Raw genomic sequence first — 15,936 nt, 5'->3', positions numbered from 1 at the left:
AGTCCACACCATCTGCCGCCAAAAATGCAATTTGACGGGTTTTTATGGATCCTTTGACCGTATTGGCCATGCTTAAGGCAGGAGATTCTTTAAGCTTCGGAGTGACCTTTACTGGCTGATAGTCTTGCGGGTTAGCATCTGCACCAAATTGATGATTAATAGGTTGCTCGGGTTCTTTTACCGCCAGTCCTAAGCCATCAGCTACTTTTGCAGCTAATGATTCATCTATCTGAGAAAGTAAATTAACTACACGCTGACGAATTTCTGGCATATCGACTTTTCCTAATTCAAAACAGAATGCATCGACGACGTGACTTTGTTCAGGTTCTGACAAACTGTTATAGAATAGCGCTGGCTGGCTGAAGAAGTCCATGAAGCTTTTACTTCTCGCTCTTACTTTATTTGCGTCAACTCTTTCCTGATAGCTCGCAAACCCACCTTCACTTACTTTAGCCTGCTTAGGATCACCTTGAGATAAAGTGTTAGGGTGGTAGCTTGTTTTGCCAGTGTTTATTTCCATCCGGGCAATACCATCTCGCTGGTTGTTGTGAATAGGTGCTATAGGCCTATTGATGGGGATTTCATGGAAGTTTGGTCCTCCCAGACGGCTTAGCTGAGTGTCTGTATAAGAGAATAATCTTCCCTGCAACAACGGGTCATTGGTGAAATCTATTCCTGGAACTAAGTGACCTGGATGGAAAGCAACCTGTTCAGTTTCTGCAAAGAAGTTTTGAGGATTGCGGTTGAGCGTCATTTTACCTACTTTCTGAACAGGGACAATTTCCTCGGGGATCAGTTTGGTAGGATCGAGAAGATCAAAATCAAAGTTGTGCTCATCTTCTTCTGGAACAATCTGAACTCCAAGCTCCCATTCTGGAAAAGCTCCGCTATCTATAGCCTCAAATAAATCACGACGGTGAAAATCCGGATCTTGACCATTAATTTTCAGTGCTTCGTCCCAGACAACCGCATGTGTGCCTAGTAAAGGCTTCCAATGGAATTTAACAAAGTGTGATTTTCCTTCTTCATTTATCAGACGGAAAGTATGAATACCAAAGCCTTCCATCATCCGTAGACTTCGTGGGATAGCCCGGTCGCTCATCAGCCACATGATATTATGCATGGTCTCCGGTGACAAAGACACAAAATCCCAAAATGTATTGTGAGCTGAGGCAGCCTGAGGAATTTCGTTATGGGGCTCAGGTTTTACGGCATGGATCAGATCAGGAAATTTTATAGCATCCTGGATGAAAAAAACAGGCATGTTATTACCTACCAAATCATAATTCCCTTCTTCGGTGTAGAATTTTACTGCAAATCCTCTCACATCCCGTGGAACATCTGCTGATCCACGAAATCCTGCTACGGTAGAAAATCGGGTGAAAAGAGGAGTCTCCCGGTTAGGATCTGTAAGAAATGCCGCTTTAGTATATTTTTTAAGTGAGTCATCATACACCTTGAACACTCCGTGCGCGCCAGATCCTCTCGCATGTACAATCCGCTCCGGAATTCGTTCATGATCGAAGTGGGTAATCTTTTCTCTTAAGATAAAGTCTTCAAGAAGAGTGGCCCCTCTTTCACCGGCCTTTAGGGAGTTGGTATCATCATTAATCTTGAGACCTTGATTGGTCGTCATGGCATGTCCACTACCATTCTCAATATTTTTATTGAGATCATCGGTTTTGGAGTTACCTTTTTGTGGTTCCTGCTTTTTGGTCATTACTGTTAGGGTTAGTATATGGTAAGTTTTATTTCTTAAGAGCATCACCAGATTATCCCGATTTATCCAATAGTTCTTATTTAATGGTGAGGAATATAGAATCAATGGTGAATGCTACCGTATACTAGGCAAGAGCCATTCCCATCTTCCAAAATAATAGTTCTAACAATGCATACTCGGATTCAAATTTGGACGCAATGCTTGTCAGAATCGCCATACACTAGCATTTCTATGCTAATGGACCGGGAGGAGCAATTATCCGTCAGCACATAATTTTTTTCCTAAAAAAAGATATCCGGGTTTATAACCTCTAATCTCACATTGAATCGAGATAAATATTCAACAGAATGGGATTATTGACCCCGTTATAATATTCCAAAAATTCCCATTGAGTCCGTAAAGCAGTTGAAACCACCATTATCGGTGATGGCAATGGATTTGACTACAGTTAACCAACTAACCAAAAACTAACTATAATGGAAAATCCAGATTATCACGAAGTATCTCCAAAGAAAGAAGGAGAATTAACTAAAGCTGTTGAGCAAGAGGTTGCTAAAATTCCTTCGGGAATATTCTTAATAGCATCACTAGGAGCAATGGCAGCATCGCTCGGCCTTAAACTGGCTAAGCAAAATCAAACCGCTCTATTTGTGGGGCAATGGGCATCCCCGTTTTTGTTACTAGGTATTTACAATAAAATAGTAAAAACCCAGGGATCGGAAAGAGGGGACGATAAAGAATAATTGACTGAGAATAGGATAGGAGGATCACCTCCTATCTTTTTTTTTCATAAGGTGGTAAAATCAAAGTAATGTTCTTGATTTTAAGCACTACCAGTCCCTATTGACATTATTTTTTCGAAGCCAAATTGTTAATAAATAATCAGGATTAATCTTGATTAGAGTCATACGATTAGCTGCCACAGCTATATAATTTATTCCCTTTATTAAATCTTAAATTTTAAATGATCAGTAATCACCTAATTCGATCCTGAGGATTTGAATACATGACAACTATGGAAAATATTATTTTTGAAAACTGGGAAAGCACAATAAGAACTGGCGTATTAACAGTTTTGGGTTATCTGGCTATGGTCTTTCTTCTTAGAATTTCCGGAAAGCGAACCTTATCCAAGATGAATGCCTTTGACTTCGTAGTTACCATAGCTTTAGGCTCTTGCCTTGCCTCCATATCCCTGAATAAAAGCGTCACATTAATAGATGGGGCATTAGCCATTTCTCTATTTATACTAATGCAGTTTATTTTCACCTATCTGTCCGTGCATATCAAAGGTTTCAGGACATTGGTGACAAGTAGGCCAGTAATAGTATTTTACAATGGGCAGTTTTTAGAGAAGGAATTGAAAAAACAAAGGCTTACTAATGAGGAAGTCTATAATGAATGTAGATTGAAAGGATATGCCAATCTAGATAAGGTTTATTTGGTTATTTTGGAAAGTACCGGAGAAATTTCAGTGATTGAGAACCAGGAAAAAGGAATAGTTAGTACGGTTGATGGTCTTGAAAAGCTGTAAAATTTCTTTGGAGCTCAGAATTCGCTAATATTTTTTACACTATCGGTTTAGCACTTCATGGGCTCATTAAGATGATTTCTTAATCCAATTCTTCATGTGTTCTTTTTTTACTCAAATAGTACCTTTGCAAACTTTTCCCCGCCTTTCTTATCCAAATGATCCATGTCCCTAAATAAGGAATCCTGGTCCAGATACAAACTGTCCAAATCTATGATAGGTAGTTGGTAGACAGACATCAGGCTATCAGCTTCATAGCTTTCCTCGTTCAGTAGATCTACATAGGTTTTGGTCAATGGAAACCTTAATCCGATTAATTCTATGTCTTTTTCCTTGCACAATAAAATGATTCTCAACAAAGATTCTGACATCTTTTCAGATCTCTGTGGAACCTCAAAGTAATTTTTTATTCTATCCTTGCTGATTGCTATCTGATCCTTTTTAGAGAGATCCTCCCATGAGCTTTTTGATCGCACACCTCCCCATTTGGATACTTCGAACAATTCGTTCTGGATGAAGTTTTTTATGACCAAGCTATATCGGTCATTCATAAAAACGCAATAATAGTTTATATACTTTTCATTGATGTATTGGACAATACTTGCGTAATCATGCGCTTCAGTATAGTAAGCAGACCTGTCGAGATTGTTTTGGTTTTCCCGTGTGGGAGAAAGCGTGTGGTCATCCGCGCTGATATATACACGATTCACGGGAGTGTTTCTGATGAGAAATTTCAACTTTCGCTCCATATCAAGATAGGAGTCGCTTTGTCCCGAGAAATTATGGACCGCATGATTTTCGGTGAAATCACCCAAGGGGGTTCCATGCGAATCAGCCAATAAATAAGATGAGTAATTAAGGTCTACTTCATCGTAATCCTTGATATAAAATCCTCGGATCAAAAAGAACAGCGAGAAATTAACTGCAACTAATAGTCCTAGAAATATAAAAACTTGCTTAAGGAAGAGATTCATTGCAGTCAATTAAAATTGGAAATAGATAAATTCGATTTGCTCGGAAGTATTGCCGAAAATATCTATCATCAGGATGATTAACACATACAGTGACCACCTTAAGACTTTTCGCGGTATAAAACGGATGCATGAAATCCCAAATTGTCCATGACGACCTTGCCATTCCATTATCAAAAAGCCAGCTATCAAAACTAGTAAGGTCAATGCTCCGGGAAAAATAGAGAAGTCAGGAATCTCAAATAGAGTATTGGAAAATATTCCTGCAAGGTAGCTGATCGCATGGTCCATATTCTCAGCCCGGAAAAAAATCCAGGAGAAGACCGTGAGGCAAAATGTGCCAAGCATAGCAAAGAGCTCTCTGAAATTTGGACAATTCCTTCCCTGAGCAACTGATTCTAAGTGTTTTCTGTTTTTATTTCTCAGCAGCACTGGGATGAAATAAACAGCATTCAATCCACCCCAAACGATAAAAGTCCAATTAGCTCCGTGCCAAAAACCACTCAGCAGGAATATGATGAAAACATTCCTGATCTGCATAGATCTGCTTCCTTGACTACCTCCCAGAGGGATGTAAACATAGTCCCTAAACCAGGTAGAAAGGGAAATATGCCATCGTCTCCAAAATTCAGCCACATCCCTTGAAAAATAGGGGAAGGCAAAATTCTGCATTAGTCTGAATCCGAATAATCTCGATGTGCCGATAGCAATATCAGAATACCCGGAAAAATCGCCATAAATCTGAAAAGTGAAAAGCAGCGCTCCCAATAGCAATGTACTTCCTCCATAGTCAGTGGAGTTATTGAAGATGATATTGGCAAATTCAGCACAGTTGTCTGCAATCACCATTTTTTTGAACAAGCCCCATAAGATCTGACGCATACCGTCGGCGGCTTGCTGGTAATCAAACTTTCTTTTTTCAAAAAATTGGGGAAGTAGGTTTGTTGCTCTTTCAATCGGCCCCGCTACCAGTTGCGGAAAGAAACTCACAAACGCCGTAAATGCTATTAAATCCGTGGTAGCTTTTAATTTTCTCCTATACACGTCGATGGAATAGCTCATCGTCTGAAAGGTGTAAAAACTAATTCCTACCGGAAGAATGATGTTTAAAGTATTTGTTTGGATAGACATTCCAAGAAGGGTAAATGCGTCTTCAAAACTGTCGAGAAAGAAATTATAATATTTGAAAAATCCCAACAAGCCTATATTCACTGATAGACTCAGAATCAAGAGTGCCTTTCGGCGAAAAGCATCTTCAGACTTGTCCAGCTGAATGCCGACTACGTAATCCACCAGCGTACTGAAGGCAATCAAACCTAAAAACCTCCAGTCCCACCATCCATAAAATAGATAGCTGGACATCACTATCAGAAGATTCTGCGATTTTATGCTTTTGTCTAATGCAAACCAATAGAGTATAAATACCAATGGTAGAAAGACGGCAAAATCAAGGGAATTGAAAAGCAAGGATGAAGGCGGATAAATCGGGTTTGGTTAATATCAGGTAATTGTACAACCCACAATGATAGCAACATTGGAACACAATGAAAACTGATTAACAATTCTTTGGATCAAAAATTAAAGTCAAAAGAACCATGGTTCAGCTAAAACCAAGAAAACTAAATTGATCACCTGCATTATTAGAACTGTATCAAATTATACTTGTAATTCGTACGGGGTAAGCTACTGAGCTATTTTCATAGCCGGTAATGAAAAAGTTGATAGAGTTATTTCATAATTAATTAATGATCCACATGAATTTAAAATCAGGTCTAATTCTAGTGCTTATGGTAAGTATCGGATTTCTGGTGAGTTGTAAAGAATCTACAAAACAAAGCGAATCAATTAATGCGGAAATAGAAAATCCTCAGGATTCTACCTTGTTTGCAATCTTGGAGATGGAAAATACTTATAAGTCCACAGATAGTTTGAAGATGAAGTTTACCGTTTTTAATCCTACTACTGATAGCCTTTCATTTACAAAGTACCATACACCCTTTGAAGGCTTTATGAATAATTTCTTAACTATCATCGACAATGATGGAAAGGAAATAGCATACCAAGGTGCAATGGCGAAAAGAATCATGCCTCCAGTAAAAGAGAGTTATATAGTTGTTGCTCCGAATTCTGGAGTTTCTACGACAATTGATATTTCAAAAGCCTACGCCCTAACCAAAAGTGGAACCTATACTATTACCTATACTGGCGGGAATGTCAGTGGTATGGATAATGGGAAACCCATTCAAATCAAGCTGGAATAATGAAATTCTGTGATCAATTAATTTTTTACAGCTTAAGAATAGGTGGTTCAATTTATCTAATTGAATTGCTTCGGATACGGCTCAGTGTTTCTTTAGACATACCTAAATAAGATGCTATGATATGCTGTGGAAATCGCTTGATTAAATCTGGATGGCTTTTGATCATCTCTTCGTATTTATCTTCTGCTGTAAAATTAATTGCAGTCAACAGCCGACGTTGCGCGGCCATGTGATTATTTTCATCCAGGATTATGCGCATTTCCTGAAATGCAGGAATTTCGTTTACTCGATAATAGTAGTCATTTGCTTTAGGGAGCAACAGTAGGGTTGTTTCTTCCCATGCATCAATATTGTAAATACTGGGTATTTCGCGAAGGAAACTTTCCCGGTCGGAGGTCCACCAGTTTTCAATGCATAAGTTGAGAATATGTTCATTACCTTTTTCATCAACTGTATACTGCCTGGTTGCACCTTTCACTATGAATGCGATGTAACGGCAAATATCCCCTTCCTGTAACAGGAATTGCCTCTTACTTAATTTCCGCGGAATGAAAGCTTCATTCATGAGTGCAATGTCACTTTCCCGTAGTGCACTTGTAGACTGTTGCTCTATATAGGTAATGAGTGGTTTAAGCATTAATTTCTATTAATAGACAATTTCAGCAGATCTTTTAAAATTAAGTCGATCATAAAATTAAGTCGGAAAATTCAATTGGATTCCGTAACGGAGTGCAAATATCCAATAAATAAATGAAGGAATTTTCTTACTCTCTTACCGATTTTGTTGACATAGATCATCGTTTTTATTTGCCCTACCTCAATAATATTGGCTTTACAGCCAATCTAATTTTGTCCTGTTTAAAAATGAATGAATTATGATCCATAAAAAAATAGCAAAAGTTTATACTCCGGCAAGCCAGCAAGGTTTTTTAGGTGCCGGACATATTGCACGGAGTATCATTACAGGTCCGTTTGCAGATACAGATCCGTTTATTTTTTTAATGGATGACATGCTCGACAAAAAAGATTACCTGCCTGTTGGTGGGCCTCATCCTCATGCCGGTTTTGAAACGGTCTCTCTTTTAATTGACGGAGAAATAAAAGAACAACTTGAATCGATGGAAAAAGGAGATTTTCAAGTAATGACTGCTGGAAGTGGAATCATTCACACAGAAACCATCGATGCCCCTACAAAAGGTCGTCTGTTTCAAATGTGGCTTAACCTGCCAAAAAGTGACAGATGGGTACCGCCAAGGCTGCAAATTCTAGCTTCGGCAAAAGTGCCTATTTGTCAGAAGGATGGTGTTTCCATGCGACTATATAGTGGCTCGTTAGCTGGCATAAGTTCTCCTGTTAAAAATTACACACCACTCATTACGGCTGAGTTTGACATAGTCCCACTCAAAAGTCATTCAATCCATATTCCGGCAGATTTCAACACATTTCTTTATGTTCTTTCTGGCTCACTTAGCGTCGATCAACAGTCGGTAATTCAAGATCAAGTGGCTTGGTTTGATATAGAAACTGAAAATTTGGAAAGTGAAATTACAGTGAATGCCGGTCCGGACGGTGTCCGATTTGTGCTTTACAGCGCCAAACCTACGCATGATGAAATTGTGTCCTATGGTCCTTTCATTGCTGGAAGCGAGGAGGAAATTTCTGACTTGTATAGGGAATTCAGAAAAGGGAAAATGCACCACATTGCTGATGTTGAAATTGAACAAAGAATTGTTTATTAAAAACAAAGAAAGAATGAATGAAGTAATCGGAGTTATAGGGACAGGAAATATTGGGAAAGGCATATTGACCCATTTAGCAAAAACAAATTATAAGGTATTGGTTAGCAACTCAAGGCCTCCTGAATCCATCAAAGAAATGTTGGCAGGAATTGGTGATAATCTAACAGCTGTTGAGTCCAGAGAAACAATTGACAATGCTGATATATTATTTCTGGCAATTCCTTGGAACAGATTAGCAGAATTTGCTAAGGAGCTAGCTGGATCAAAGCCAAAAATAATTGTGGACGCGACTAACAATATCATATCGGTAAATCCTTTTAAGTTAGCCGACATCGGGAATAAGTCCACAGGTGAGTACGTAGCGTCTTTATTCCCTGAACATCGTGTGGTCAAGGCTTTCAACTCGCTAGCTGCTGCCACTTTAATTAAAGATCCCAATACTGGCACGGGTAAAAGAGTGCTTTTTGTGAACGGGGATAATCTTGAAGCTAGTGCCAAGGTGGTAGCGCTCATTTCAGATCTGGGCTTCGCAGCTATCGACCTGGGACCTTTCCAAAATGGAGGAAAATTGCAGGATGTTGGAGGTTCTTTATCAGGTATTGAACTAATAAAAGAAAAATAAACGCAAATGGAAATCGCACAAAAAGACGACGGAAGAAGAGGGGAATTCTACATTGAGGATCAGGGTGAGAAAATCGCCCAAATGACTTACGTGTGGGCGGGGCCCCATAAAATAATCATTGACCATACGGAGGTTTCACCTGTACTGAAGGGTAAAAGCATTGGAAGCCAGCTGGTAAAAAGAGCCGTTGATTTTGCACGTGAAAAGCAAATCAAGATCTTACCCCTTTGCCCCTTTGCAAAAAAGGTTTTTGACAAAACCTCGGAATACAAAGACGTACTATTCTAGAGAAATTTAAATACTGCTGAATAGAATGAGATTTACTGAAGCTTCGATTAATAGTTTTGTTGATAAGTCAACGAGGTTTGATGCCATAGGTCTTCGAAGATTTGGAGAGTCGAGAACAACTTTATTACTAATTAAAATAAAACTGTTAATCATGTCTACATTTAAACAAGCCCGTCCTTAAAAATGGAAAAAACGACAGGCAATTGTTCAATGAAATCCAAACATTTCTGACTATTGAGCATGTCCAATAGGTAGTTATTTGCCATAATTCTAAAAGGAAAGAGGCTGTTAAAAACAACCTCTTTCAAAATACAACTCTTTAGGATTAACCTATTCCTAAGCGAATTGCCTTTTCAACAGGAGAATAGTCCTCATCAGAATCTGAAATAGACAACTCGCCATTTAGCAATAAAGGTGGCTGCGCCATAAACTTAGGAATACTTCCCTTATGCGCCTGAGCTGAATGAACCAAAAAAGGATGACAGAGGTAAACTGTACCAGCTTTACCTGTGGCATATACTTCTTTTCTTTTTGGCAACTCATCCACCTTTCCTGCAAGCTCCATAAAGGAAAGTCCTAAATCTCCTTCTTTGGATAACAGCCTTGCAACATCAATATGAGAACCTTCATATATGACTGTAGGGGCATCAATTTCACTAACATCCGAATACAAAACCAGCATCAATAAGGCTCTTCCTTTTGATTTGACATTGACCCGCCATTCCAAATAGTTGTTAGGGTCGTTTCCTGGAAAACTTACATCCACGTGTTTACCAGTGTCATTGGGCTGCTGATTAGAGGGGAATCTGACAGGAAATGTTCCTACACTTCTGCAGGGAATCCATTTGTCTTCACCGACAAATTGGTTAAACGCTGAATACAGCTTATCTGTGTTTATAGAATCAATAAAGGCTTGTTGACTGTACATCCCCAAACGTATAACCGGTTCCGTCCAAGTAGAAGGATCTGACCTGTCGCAGAGTAAATCATTCCATAGAATATCTAAGGCTTTATCTGCAATTTCCTGTGAAAATGCATGATCAATGCGTATAAAACCCTGAAGAATAAACTGCTCTATTTCTTTATTGCTTAATATTTCTGACATAATTTTTAATTAAATAACCATCCACAGACAATCAGAAAAGCTGTCTGAAATCGCCAAGGTTAGTTGATTGTTAATAAAATGAGGGAATAATAGAATTCGCGCTTTGTGTTGTTAAAGCGCATTGCTTAGGGAACTAAGCAAGAAAAAGGTATTAAAGCATTACTGTCATTCTCATAGTTTTAAAATTATAAAAACACCATTAATGAACAAAACAGAAATGTGATTCAAGAAAAATTTACAAGCCCAATGTGGGATGATTGGTTATAATTGAGGATCAAAGAGCTGGAAAGCAACATTAGCCAGCATTCGATTTTGAGAAGATCATCGGCAACTCACCCTTGATTAAACAGGCGATCACTCTTCTCAGCGTTCACTGTCTCAGGATGTTGTTTGAGAATTGTAAGAATTATTGTTTTTATAGTTAAGATAAAATGTACAGACGCCGATAATTGTGAAACCAACAGCCATGGAAATAAGGCCGAAGGATAAAAAGTAGCTGATTAAATTTCCTATAGTTGCCCCGCCAAAGAAAAAACAGGTTCCATAAAGTGCTGATGCTGTACCTGCATGTTCACCAACATATTCCATCGCTAAAGAACTGCTATTGGGCTCAGCAGCTAGATTAATTCCTAACAACAAGCCAATACAGCCAAAAAAGAAATAGATATCGGGCAAGAACATTTCAATAGAAACGCCAACTAACATAATTAATGCGATGATTAAATAGCAAAGTAATAGTTTACTAATAGCCTTCTTGGCTCCATACATTGAAACTAGTTTTGAATTGAGTAATGCTCCCATGGCCATAATTAGTCCGATAGAGCCGAAGATCCATGTGAAAAGTTCAGGTTTGTTGTAAATATCACTTACTATATATTCAGCATTCGATACGTAGGAACTAATCCCCCCAAATAATAGCGTAGTAATGCAAGTATAACGCAAAAAGGATCGCTGTTTGATTATACTCAATAGCACAGGAAAGATGTCAGAAACTTTAGTGTTGCTTCGTTTGTAGGAAGGCAATGTTTCCTTCATACGTAATGACCAAATAAATACTATTGCGGCAAAAACCGGTGGGATCATAAAAACCATACGCCAGTCTGAAATTTTTAGAACCGCTAATCCTATAAATGGAGCAACCACCGGTGTAAACAAAAAAATAGTGAAAATAAATGACATCACACGGGCCATTTTATCTCCACTAAATTTATCTCTCACAACAGCGATGATGGTCATAAAAACTGCCGATGCGCCTGTTCCCGCTATGAAACGACCCACGATCATATGAGCAAGGTTTCCTGATAATGCCGCTGCTACACTTCCAATAATATAAAACAGGAAACCCAGACGTAGTACATACAGCCTGCCGCGCCTGTCAGACATTGGTCCGAATACGATTTGAAAAAGTTGTCCCCAAAAAAACACGGTGACAATATAGGCTGTATCGGAAGCACTGGAGTCAAGTCCAAATTCCTGACGAATGTCGGAAAATGCAGGAAGCATTACATCAATACCTACTGCCGTGAGCATCATACATGAAGCAGAAAGCGCTATAAATTCAAATGACTTCATTTTTGAAAAAGATTTGAGCAATGCAAATTTGCGCTATGAAAACTTAACTTTAATGCGGCTTAGTAGACAATTTTTAGGGTGAGGTAGATTTAGAGGTTACTTGCTTTTTCCAGATCGATAATTCCATCTTTGAAATTGCTTTATAAGATAAGAAGGTAGACGGATTAAGAGCAAAGCGTAAACGGCGCTAAAATCAATCCTTTTAATGCATAAAATACCCTGCATAGAGTATTTCTAGATTTTTAGGAATTACTAGCTTTATTCCAACTAAAATAAATTTCGTTATGTAAAATTATTTAATAAGAATTATAGCTTTTGCATGCCTTACAGTTGTATTTATTTCTTGTAGTGAAAATGAAGATCCAGGAGACGATAGGATAAACTTATCGGATACTGAGATTGCATTAAATTTTGGAACTGATTTTAAAGTGGATGCTACTTTTAATAGAGAGGGGTATAATACAAATTCACTTGTCTGGACCATTGAAGATACACAGGTAGCAAAGGTCAATAATACCGGACTTGTTACTGCAGGATTAATTGGAGAAACTAATATGACTGTGAAAACTTCAGACGGAGTCTATTCCGAAAGTCTTAAAGTTACTGTTTTACCCACCGAAACTTTATTTGAGGATCCAATACTTAATTTCGGGGAAAGCAAGGCATTTATCAAGGAAAATGAAAGCAGGTCGATAGCCGAAGAGGAGCCAGAATCCATATTATACATGGGGGAAAACGAGAATGTTAGAAGCATTTTGTATTTTTTGGAAATGCAATGCTTTTTGGATCTGCAGTGCTATTGAAAACAGATGATTTTATAGCTGAAAAAGCTGTTAATCATCTTAATCAAAGATATAAAGTTATTGGAACGGGGGATGATATTTATTTTTTTGAGAGAGGAAACCTATCAGTAGGAATCACAGCTGATGAAGAACTAGGCCTTATTATAATTTATTTTCCAAAAACTGACTCCAATAATTCGGGAGGGGTAATGAACTTTAAGGATAGATTGGATCAGATTAAAATGAAAAGTGATTTGGATAATCAGCTCTAATTTCACCCGGGACTATTGCCTGACTGAGCTCAAATATTATTTAAAGTTTTCCGTATGCGGAAGTATACGATAAAGATCAGTTGATCATACACGGATTTTGACCAGTCTTAGGTCTCCAACAGTTACACAGTTGAAATTGCTTTCGTAACAATCGTACATCCCATATAATACGGGTTGTTTGAGCCTGTTATATATGAGAGCAAGTGAAATTCAGATTAAATGATCTGAAGAGGAATAAAATCTAATAAAAATTATCTTATTTTATTTCTAAGACCCTGAAAAGACCCATAAAAAACAAAAACCCTAACTATATCAGATAGGGTTTTTAAATGTAGAGGGTGGGGGGAATGAACCTGGTGCTTAAATGTCTGATTATCAATATCTTACAATTATTTTTTTTTAAAAACGCCACGAAAGACGCTAAATCGCAAGTGATTGATTTACAGGCGGTTTTGATATCCCGTTTTTCGATTCCTGTATTAATTATGATTATTTGAATGAACTTTATTCCAACTTAAATCTACAAAAAGTAATACGAAATTTTAGCATAAATATGAGATTGTTGGTTCACTAAATAAAATGAGGCCATTGTAGGGCATGTTGAGCTTGTTGCTTTAATTGTTAATTTTTAGGTGCCTTTTTTTATTACCAATTCCACATCTTTTAGCTTTCTTCCCTCTCACTATCTTTAGCCAATTTCAGGATATTCTTTTCACGTCCAGAGACTTTAAGGACATTTAAACACTCTCCGAAGATTTTTAAACCTTTTTCTATGCTAAAAATAGTCTTTCTGCTTATTCCGTTCTTTTCAGCTCTTTTGTGGGTGCTTCCTTCGTAGACGTGCATGTCTGATTTTGAATGAAGTTTTCAAATATTGTCAAATTTTTGCCGTATAATCGGATATTTTCCGATTATTGTGCGATATCGTGACAAGATGGAGTTTAAAGATCTTTTATCTGAGTACCAAGAAGAACCACTAACGAGGCAGGTTATTTTGTCGCTATTGAAGAACTATAAGCGACCCTATGATAAAATATCTGAATTGATAAAGGCAAGATGGCTGATTGGTTTGAAAAATGGCTTGTATGTTCCAGGACCAAAAAGTAAACTATTGTTGCCTGAATCCCTTCTTATTGCAAACCACCTTTGTGGGCCAAGTTATGTTTCTATGGAATCAGCCCTTTCATATTGGGGATTTATAACTGAACGGGTCTTTGAAATCACTTCAGTGACAGTTAAACCTACTAAGACATTCAAGACTGAACTTGGGAGATTTAGCTATAAACATACTTCATTGCCGTATTATTCTTTTGGTATCAGAACGGTTGATCTTTCCTCTAGGCAGGCAGTGATGATTGCTTCACCTGAAAAGGCTATTTGTGACAAAATTGTTATGACGAGTAGACTGAATTTGAGAAGTATCAAACAGGTAATGGAATTTTTAACAGAGGACATGCGGATTGACGGAGACTTAATTGCAGGTTTGAACCTAGAAATGATCGAAACCTGGACTTCGGATGCTCCAAAGCAAAACAGCCTACTCATGCTCATCAAAACAATCCGAAATTATGATAAAGGAGTGGCTAGCCGAATATGATCCCAAATCAAAGGATGAGGCACTTTCGCATAGCTTGAAGGCATGCCGTAGGTGGATTAGACATGATTGATAATTGAGGTTTATTGGCATTCCACTATTGGTTATTCATTGAGTCCTCTATTATAGGCTAAAGTATATTTAAATACAATCGTTTGTAAATCGTAATTAGTTAGTTCTTAATTAAGAACATTTTAAATCATGAGTTATATTTGTGTCGTGAACATTAAAATCATCATAGAGAAAAATTCTAAAGCTGCTGAGGCCGTAAAATATTTGGTAAAGCAAAAAGAAGAATTCCGCAAAGCTGTTAAAAGTGGAACGGTTGATGAGTACGCAAAAAAGAACCGTGCCCGATTCGCCCAGCCCGTATAAAATAACTCTTTCTGCAGGTATTTACTATTTCACCACTTCCCCCAATGCAGAATGTGTCACTATTTTAAAAACAATTATATAATATAATAACGGTACAAATCCGGTACAAGAATTAATTAACATTGGTTTTTTTAGGCTTATTTCAATATTAAATTGAATTGTTTGAAGTATTGTTTAATTGCCTCATTCCATGACTAATTCTGTCAGTTACAGTTCCTATTCAACACACTAATCACCAACTTCTTTACTGTATCCATTTCTTCGGGCTTGCTGGATGCTATAAATAAAGTCAAGCTGGCCAGAGCATCATTGCTGATGATCGAGATTCCTTCACTGGTATTCAAAAGATCGTTTGACTGCAAAAAGAGAAGAAAGCAAGCTGCTGCAATCCGTTTGTTACCATCAACGAAACCATGATTTTTGACAATGAGAAAGAGTAGGGTTGCAGCTTTTTCTTCCAGGGTAGAATAGAAGTCCTCTTCCTCGAAGCCTTTGCTAATTTGTGCAATTGCGCTTTCAAAGCTTCCATCTTTTTCTTTTCCAAATACACCAGATTCAAAATCTGATCTCATGGATTTGATTACCTCTTTATATTCTGATAATTCAGGGTAGTTTGCTTTTACTTAATCCTTTTTTATCTAGGTTCTCGTGATCATAATCATCGAGCAACTCTAGGCCTTTTGCAAAATGATTCAGCCATTCAAAATCCAAGTTTTGGTTTTCTTCTTTTTGCTGAATTGCTCTGCTTAAAATGCGAATGCCATCTTTGAGGGTTTGTACTTCTTGTTGCTTCTGGGCAAGTCTATTTTCATTGATTACATAGCCTTGCAACAGGTAGTCTTTGAGTCTTTGAGTGGCCCAGATTCTAAATTGAGTTCCCTGTTTGGAATTTACTCTATAACCAATAGACAAAATGAGATCTAGATTGTAAAATTCAACTTCCCTTTCAACTTTTCTTCGACCCTCCATTTGAACTGTTGCATTTTTTGCAACAGTTGACATTCTATCCAATTCTCCTTCTTTATAAATATTTCTTATGTGCCTAGAAATAAACGACTTGTCCCTTTGAAACAATTCTGAAATTTGTTGCTAAGGCAGCCAAAA

19 protein-coding genes are annotated in these 15,936 nt (G+C 37.7%); 10 read left to right on the top strand and 9 right to left on the bottom strand.

The window, feature by feature from the left end:
* A partial coding sequence (locus AACZ73_RS22465; protein ID WP_339881234.1) for a catalase occupies window positions 1-1,720 on the bottom strand: 1,720 nt, incomplete at its 3' end.
* A gap of 476 nt (window positions 1,721-2,196) precedes the next feature.
* Here AACZ73_RS22465 and AACZ73_RS22460 point away from each other — a divergent pair.
* Together AACZ73_RS22460 and AACZ73_RS22455 are read left to right on the top strand one after the other, a co-directional pair.
* Window positions 2,197-2,463, top strand: a complete 267-nt coding sequence (locus tag AACZ73_RS22460; protein ID WP_339881232.1) for a hypothetical protein — start codon at window positions 2,197-2,199, stop codon at window positions 2,461-2,463.
* Window positions 2,464-2,735: 272 nt separating this feature from the next.
* Entirely contained in the window at window positions 2,736-3,254 is a 519-nt protein-coding gene (locus tag AACZ73_RS22455; protein ID WP_339881230.1) for a YetF domain-containing protein, read from the top strand.
* Window positions 3,255-3,361: 107 nt separating this feature from the next.
* Here AACZ73_RS22455 and AACZ73_RS22450 read toward each other — a convergent pair whose 3' ends face one another.
* Together AACZ73_RS22450 and AACZ73_RS22445 are read right to left on the bottom strand one after the other, a co-directional pair.
* Window positions 3,362-4,225 carry a hypothetical protein gene (locus AACZ73_RS22450; protein WP_339881228.1) on the bottom strand — a complete coding sequence of 288 codons (864 nt, stop codon included), beginning with the start codon at window positions 4,223-4,225 and terminating at the stop codon, window positions 3,362-3,364.
* Between the two features lie 9 nt (window positions 4,226-4,234).
* Window positions 4,235-5,689 (bottom strand): MBOAT family O-acyltransferase, encoded by a 1,455-nt coding sequence (locus AACZ73_RS22445; protein ID WP_339881226.1) that lies wholly within the window; start codon window positions 5,687-5,689, stop codon window positions 4,235-4,237.
* Window positions 5,690-5,976: 287 nt separating this feature from the next.
* On the opposite strand from AACZ73_RS22445, the gene AACZ73_RS22440 reads away from it, so the two are divergent.
* The gene (locus AACZ73_RS22440) at window positions 5,977-6,483 is read left to right on the top strand and encodes a hypothetical protein (protein WP_339881224.1); all 507 of its coding nucleotides are present in this window, start codon (window positions 5,977-5,979) and stop codon (window positions 6,481-6,483) included.
* Window positions 6,484-6,535: 52 nt separating this feature from the next.
* On the opposite strand, the gene AACZ73_RS22435 is transcribed toward AACZ73_RS22440, so the two are convergent.
* Window positions 6,536-7,120, bottom strand: a complete 585-nt coding sequence (locus AACZ73_RS22435) for a Crp/Fnr family transcriptional regulator (protein ID WP_339881222.1) — start codon at window positions 7,118-7,120, stop codon at window positions 6,536-6,538.
* A 238-nt stretch (window positions 7,121-7,358) separates the two neighbouring features.
* Between AACZ73_RS22435 and AACZ73_RS22430 the strand changes: the two genes are divergently transcribed.
* The 3 genes from AACZ73_RS22430 to AACZ73_RS22420 are packed head-to-tail and all read left to right on the top strand — an operon-like array spanning window position 7,359 to window position 9,132.
* On the top strand, window positions 7,359-8,222 hold the full coding sequence (locus tag AACZ73_RS22430) for a pirin-like C-terminal cupin domain-containing protein (RefSeq protein WP_339881220.1): 864 nt from the start codon (window positions 7,359-7,361) through the stop codon (window positions 8,220-8,222).
* Between the two features lie 13 nt (window positions 8,223-8,235).
* Window positions 8,236-8,844 (top strand): NAD(P)-binding domain-containing protein, encoded by a 609-nt coding sequence (locus AACZ73_RS22425; protein WP_339881218.1) that lies wholly within the window; start codon window positions 8,236-8,238, stop codon window positions 8,842-8,844.
* A gap of 6 nt (window positions 8,845-8,850) precedes the next feature.
* Window positions 8,851-9,132: a GNAT family N-acetyltransferase gene (locus tag AACZ73_RS22420; RefSeq protein WP_339881216.1), complete on the top strand. Its 282-nt coding sequence runs from the start codon at window positions 8,851-8,853 to the stop codon at window positions 9,130-9,132.
* A 325-nt stretch (window positions 9,133-9,457) separates the two neighbouring features.
* On the opposite strand, the gene AACZ73_RS22415 is transcribed toward AACZ73_RS22420, so the two are convergent.
* Both AACZ73_RS22415 and AACZ73_RS22410 read right to left on the bottom strand, forming a co-directional pair.
* Complete coding sequence (locus AACZ73_RS22415; protein ID WP_339881214.1) at window positions 9,458-10,237, bottom strand: phytanoyl-CoA dioxygenase; 780 nt, start codon at window positions 10,235-10,237, stop codon at window positions 9,458-9,460.
* 378 nt (window positions 10,238-10,615) lie between these two features.
* On the bottom strand, window positions 10,616-11,809 hold the full coding sequence (locus AACZ73_RS22410) for an MFS transporter (protein ID WP_339881213.1): 1,194 nt from the start codon (window positions 11,807-11,809) through the stop codon (window positions 10,616-10,618).
* Between the two features lie 299 nt (window positions 11,810-12,108).
* On the opposite strand from AACZ73_RS22410, the gene AACZ73_RS22405 reads away from it, so the two are divergent.
* Both AACZ73_RS22405 and AACZ73_RS22400 read left to right on the top strand, forming a co-directional pair.
* The gene (locus AACZ73_RS22405) at window positions 12,109-12,612 is read left to right on the top strand and encodes an Ig-like domain-containing protein (protein WP_339881238.1); all 504 of its coding nucleotides are present in this window, start codon (window positions 12,109-12,111) and stop codon (window positions 12,610-12,612) included.
* The gene (locus AACZ73_RS22400; protein ID WP_339881211.1) at window positions 12,609-12,863 is read left to right on the top strand and encodes a hypothetical protein; all 255 of its coding nucleotides are present in this window, start codon (window positions 12,609-12,611) and stop codon (window positions 12,861-12,863) included. The genes AACZ73_RS22405 and AACZ73_RS22400 overlap by 4 nt, the downstream gene beginning before the upstream one ends.
* A gap of 663 nt (window positions 12,864-13,526) precedes the next feature.
* On the opposite strand, the gene AACZ73_RS22395 is transcribed toward AACZ73_RS22400, so the two are convergent.
* Window positions 13,527-13,709 (bottom strand): hypothetical protein, encoded by a 183-nt coding sequence (locus AACZ73_RS22395; RefSeq protein WP_339881210.1) that lies wholly within the window; start codon window positions 13,707-13,709, stop codon window positions 13,527-13,529.
* Between the two features lie 88 nt (window positions 13,710-13,797).
* Here AACZ73_RS22395 and AACZ73_RS22390 point away from each other — a divergent pair, with 88 nt between their 5' ends.
* Together AACZ73_RS22390 and AACZ73_RS22385 are read left to right on the top strand one after the other, a co-directional pair.
* Window positions 13,798-14,460 (top strand): hypothetical protein, encoded by a 663-nt coding sequence (locus tag AACZ73_RS22390; protein WP_339881208.1) that lies wholly within the window; start codon window positions 13,798-13,800, stop codon window positions 14,458-14,460.
* 198 nt (window positions 14,461-14,658) lie between these two features.
* Window positions 14,659-14,832 carry a hypothetical protein gene (locus AACZ73_RS22385; protein WP_339881206.1) on the top strand — a complete coding sequence of 58 codons (174 nt, stop codon included), beginning with the start codon at window positions 14,659-14,661 and terminating at the stop codon, window positions 14,830-14,832.
* Between the two features lie 203 nt (window positions 14,833-15,035).
* Here the strand turns inward: AACZ73_RS22385 and AACZ73_RS22380 are convergent, their stop codons facing one another.
* Both AACZ73_RS22380 and rhuM read right to left on the bottom strand, forming a co-directional pair.
* On the bottom strand, window positions 15,036-15,404 hold the full coding sequence (locus AACZ73_RS22380; RefSeq protein WP_339881204.1) for a type II toxin-antitoxin system death-on-curing family toxin: 369 nt from the start codon (window positions 15,402-15,404) through the stop codon (window positions 15,036-15,038).
* Window positions 15,405-15,435: 31 nt separating this feature from the next.
* Window positions 15,436-15,834 carry a RhuM family protein gene (rhuM, locus tag AACZ73_RS22375; RefSeq protein WP_339881202.1) on the bottom strand — a complete coding sequence of 133 codons (399 nt, stop codon included), beginning with the start codon at window positions 15,832-15,834 and terminating at the stop codon, window positions 15,436-15,438.
* Window positions 15,835-15,936 lie beyond the last annotated feature (102 nt).

Source organism: uncultured Algoriphagus sp., assembly GCF_963974835.1.
GTDB lineage: Bacteria > Bacteroidota > Bacteroidia > Cytophagales > Cyclobacteriaceae > Algoriphagus.
This window is presented reverse-complemented; position numbering and strand designations above follow the sequence as displayed.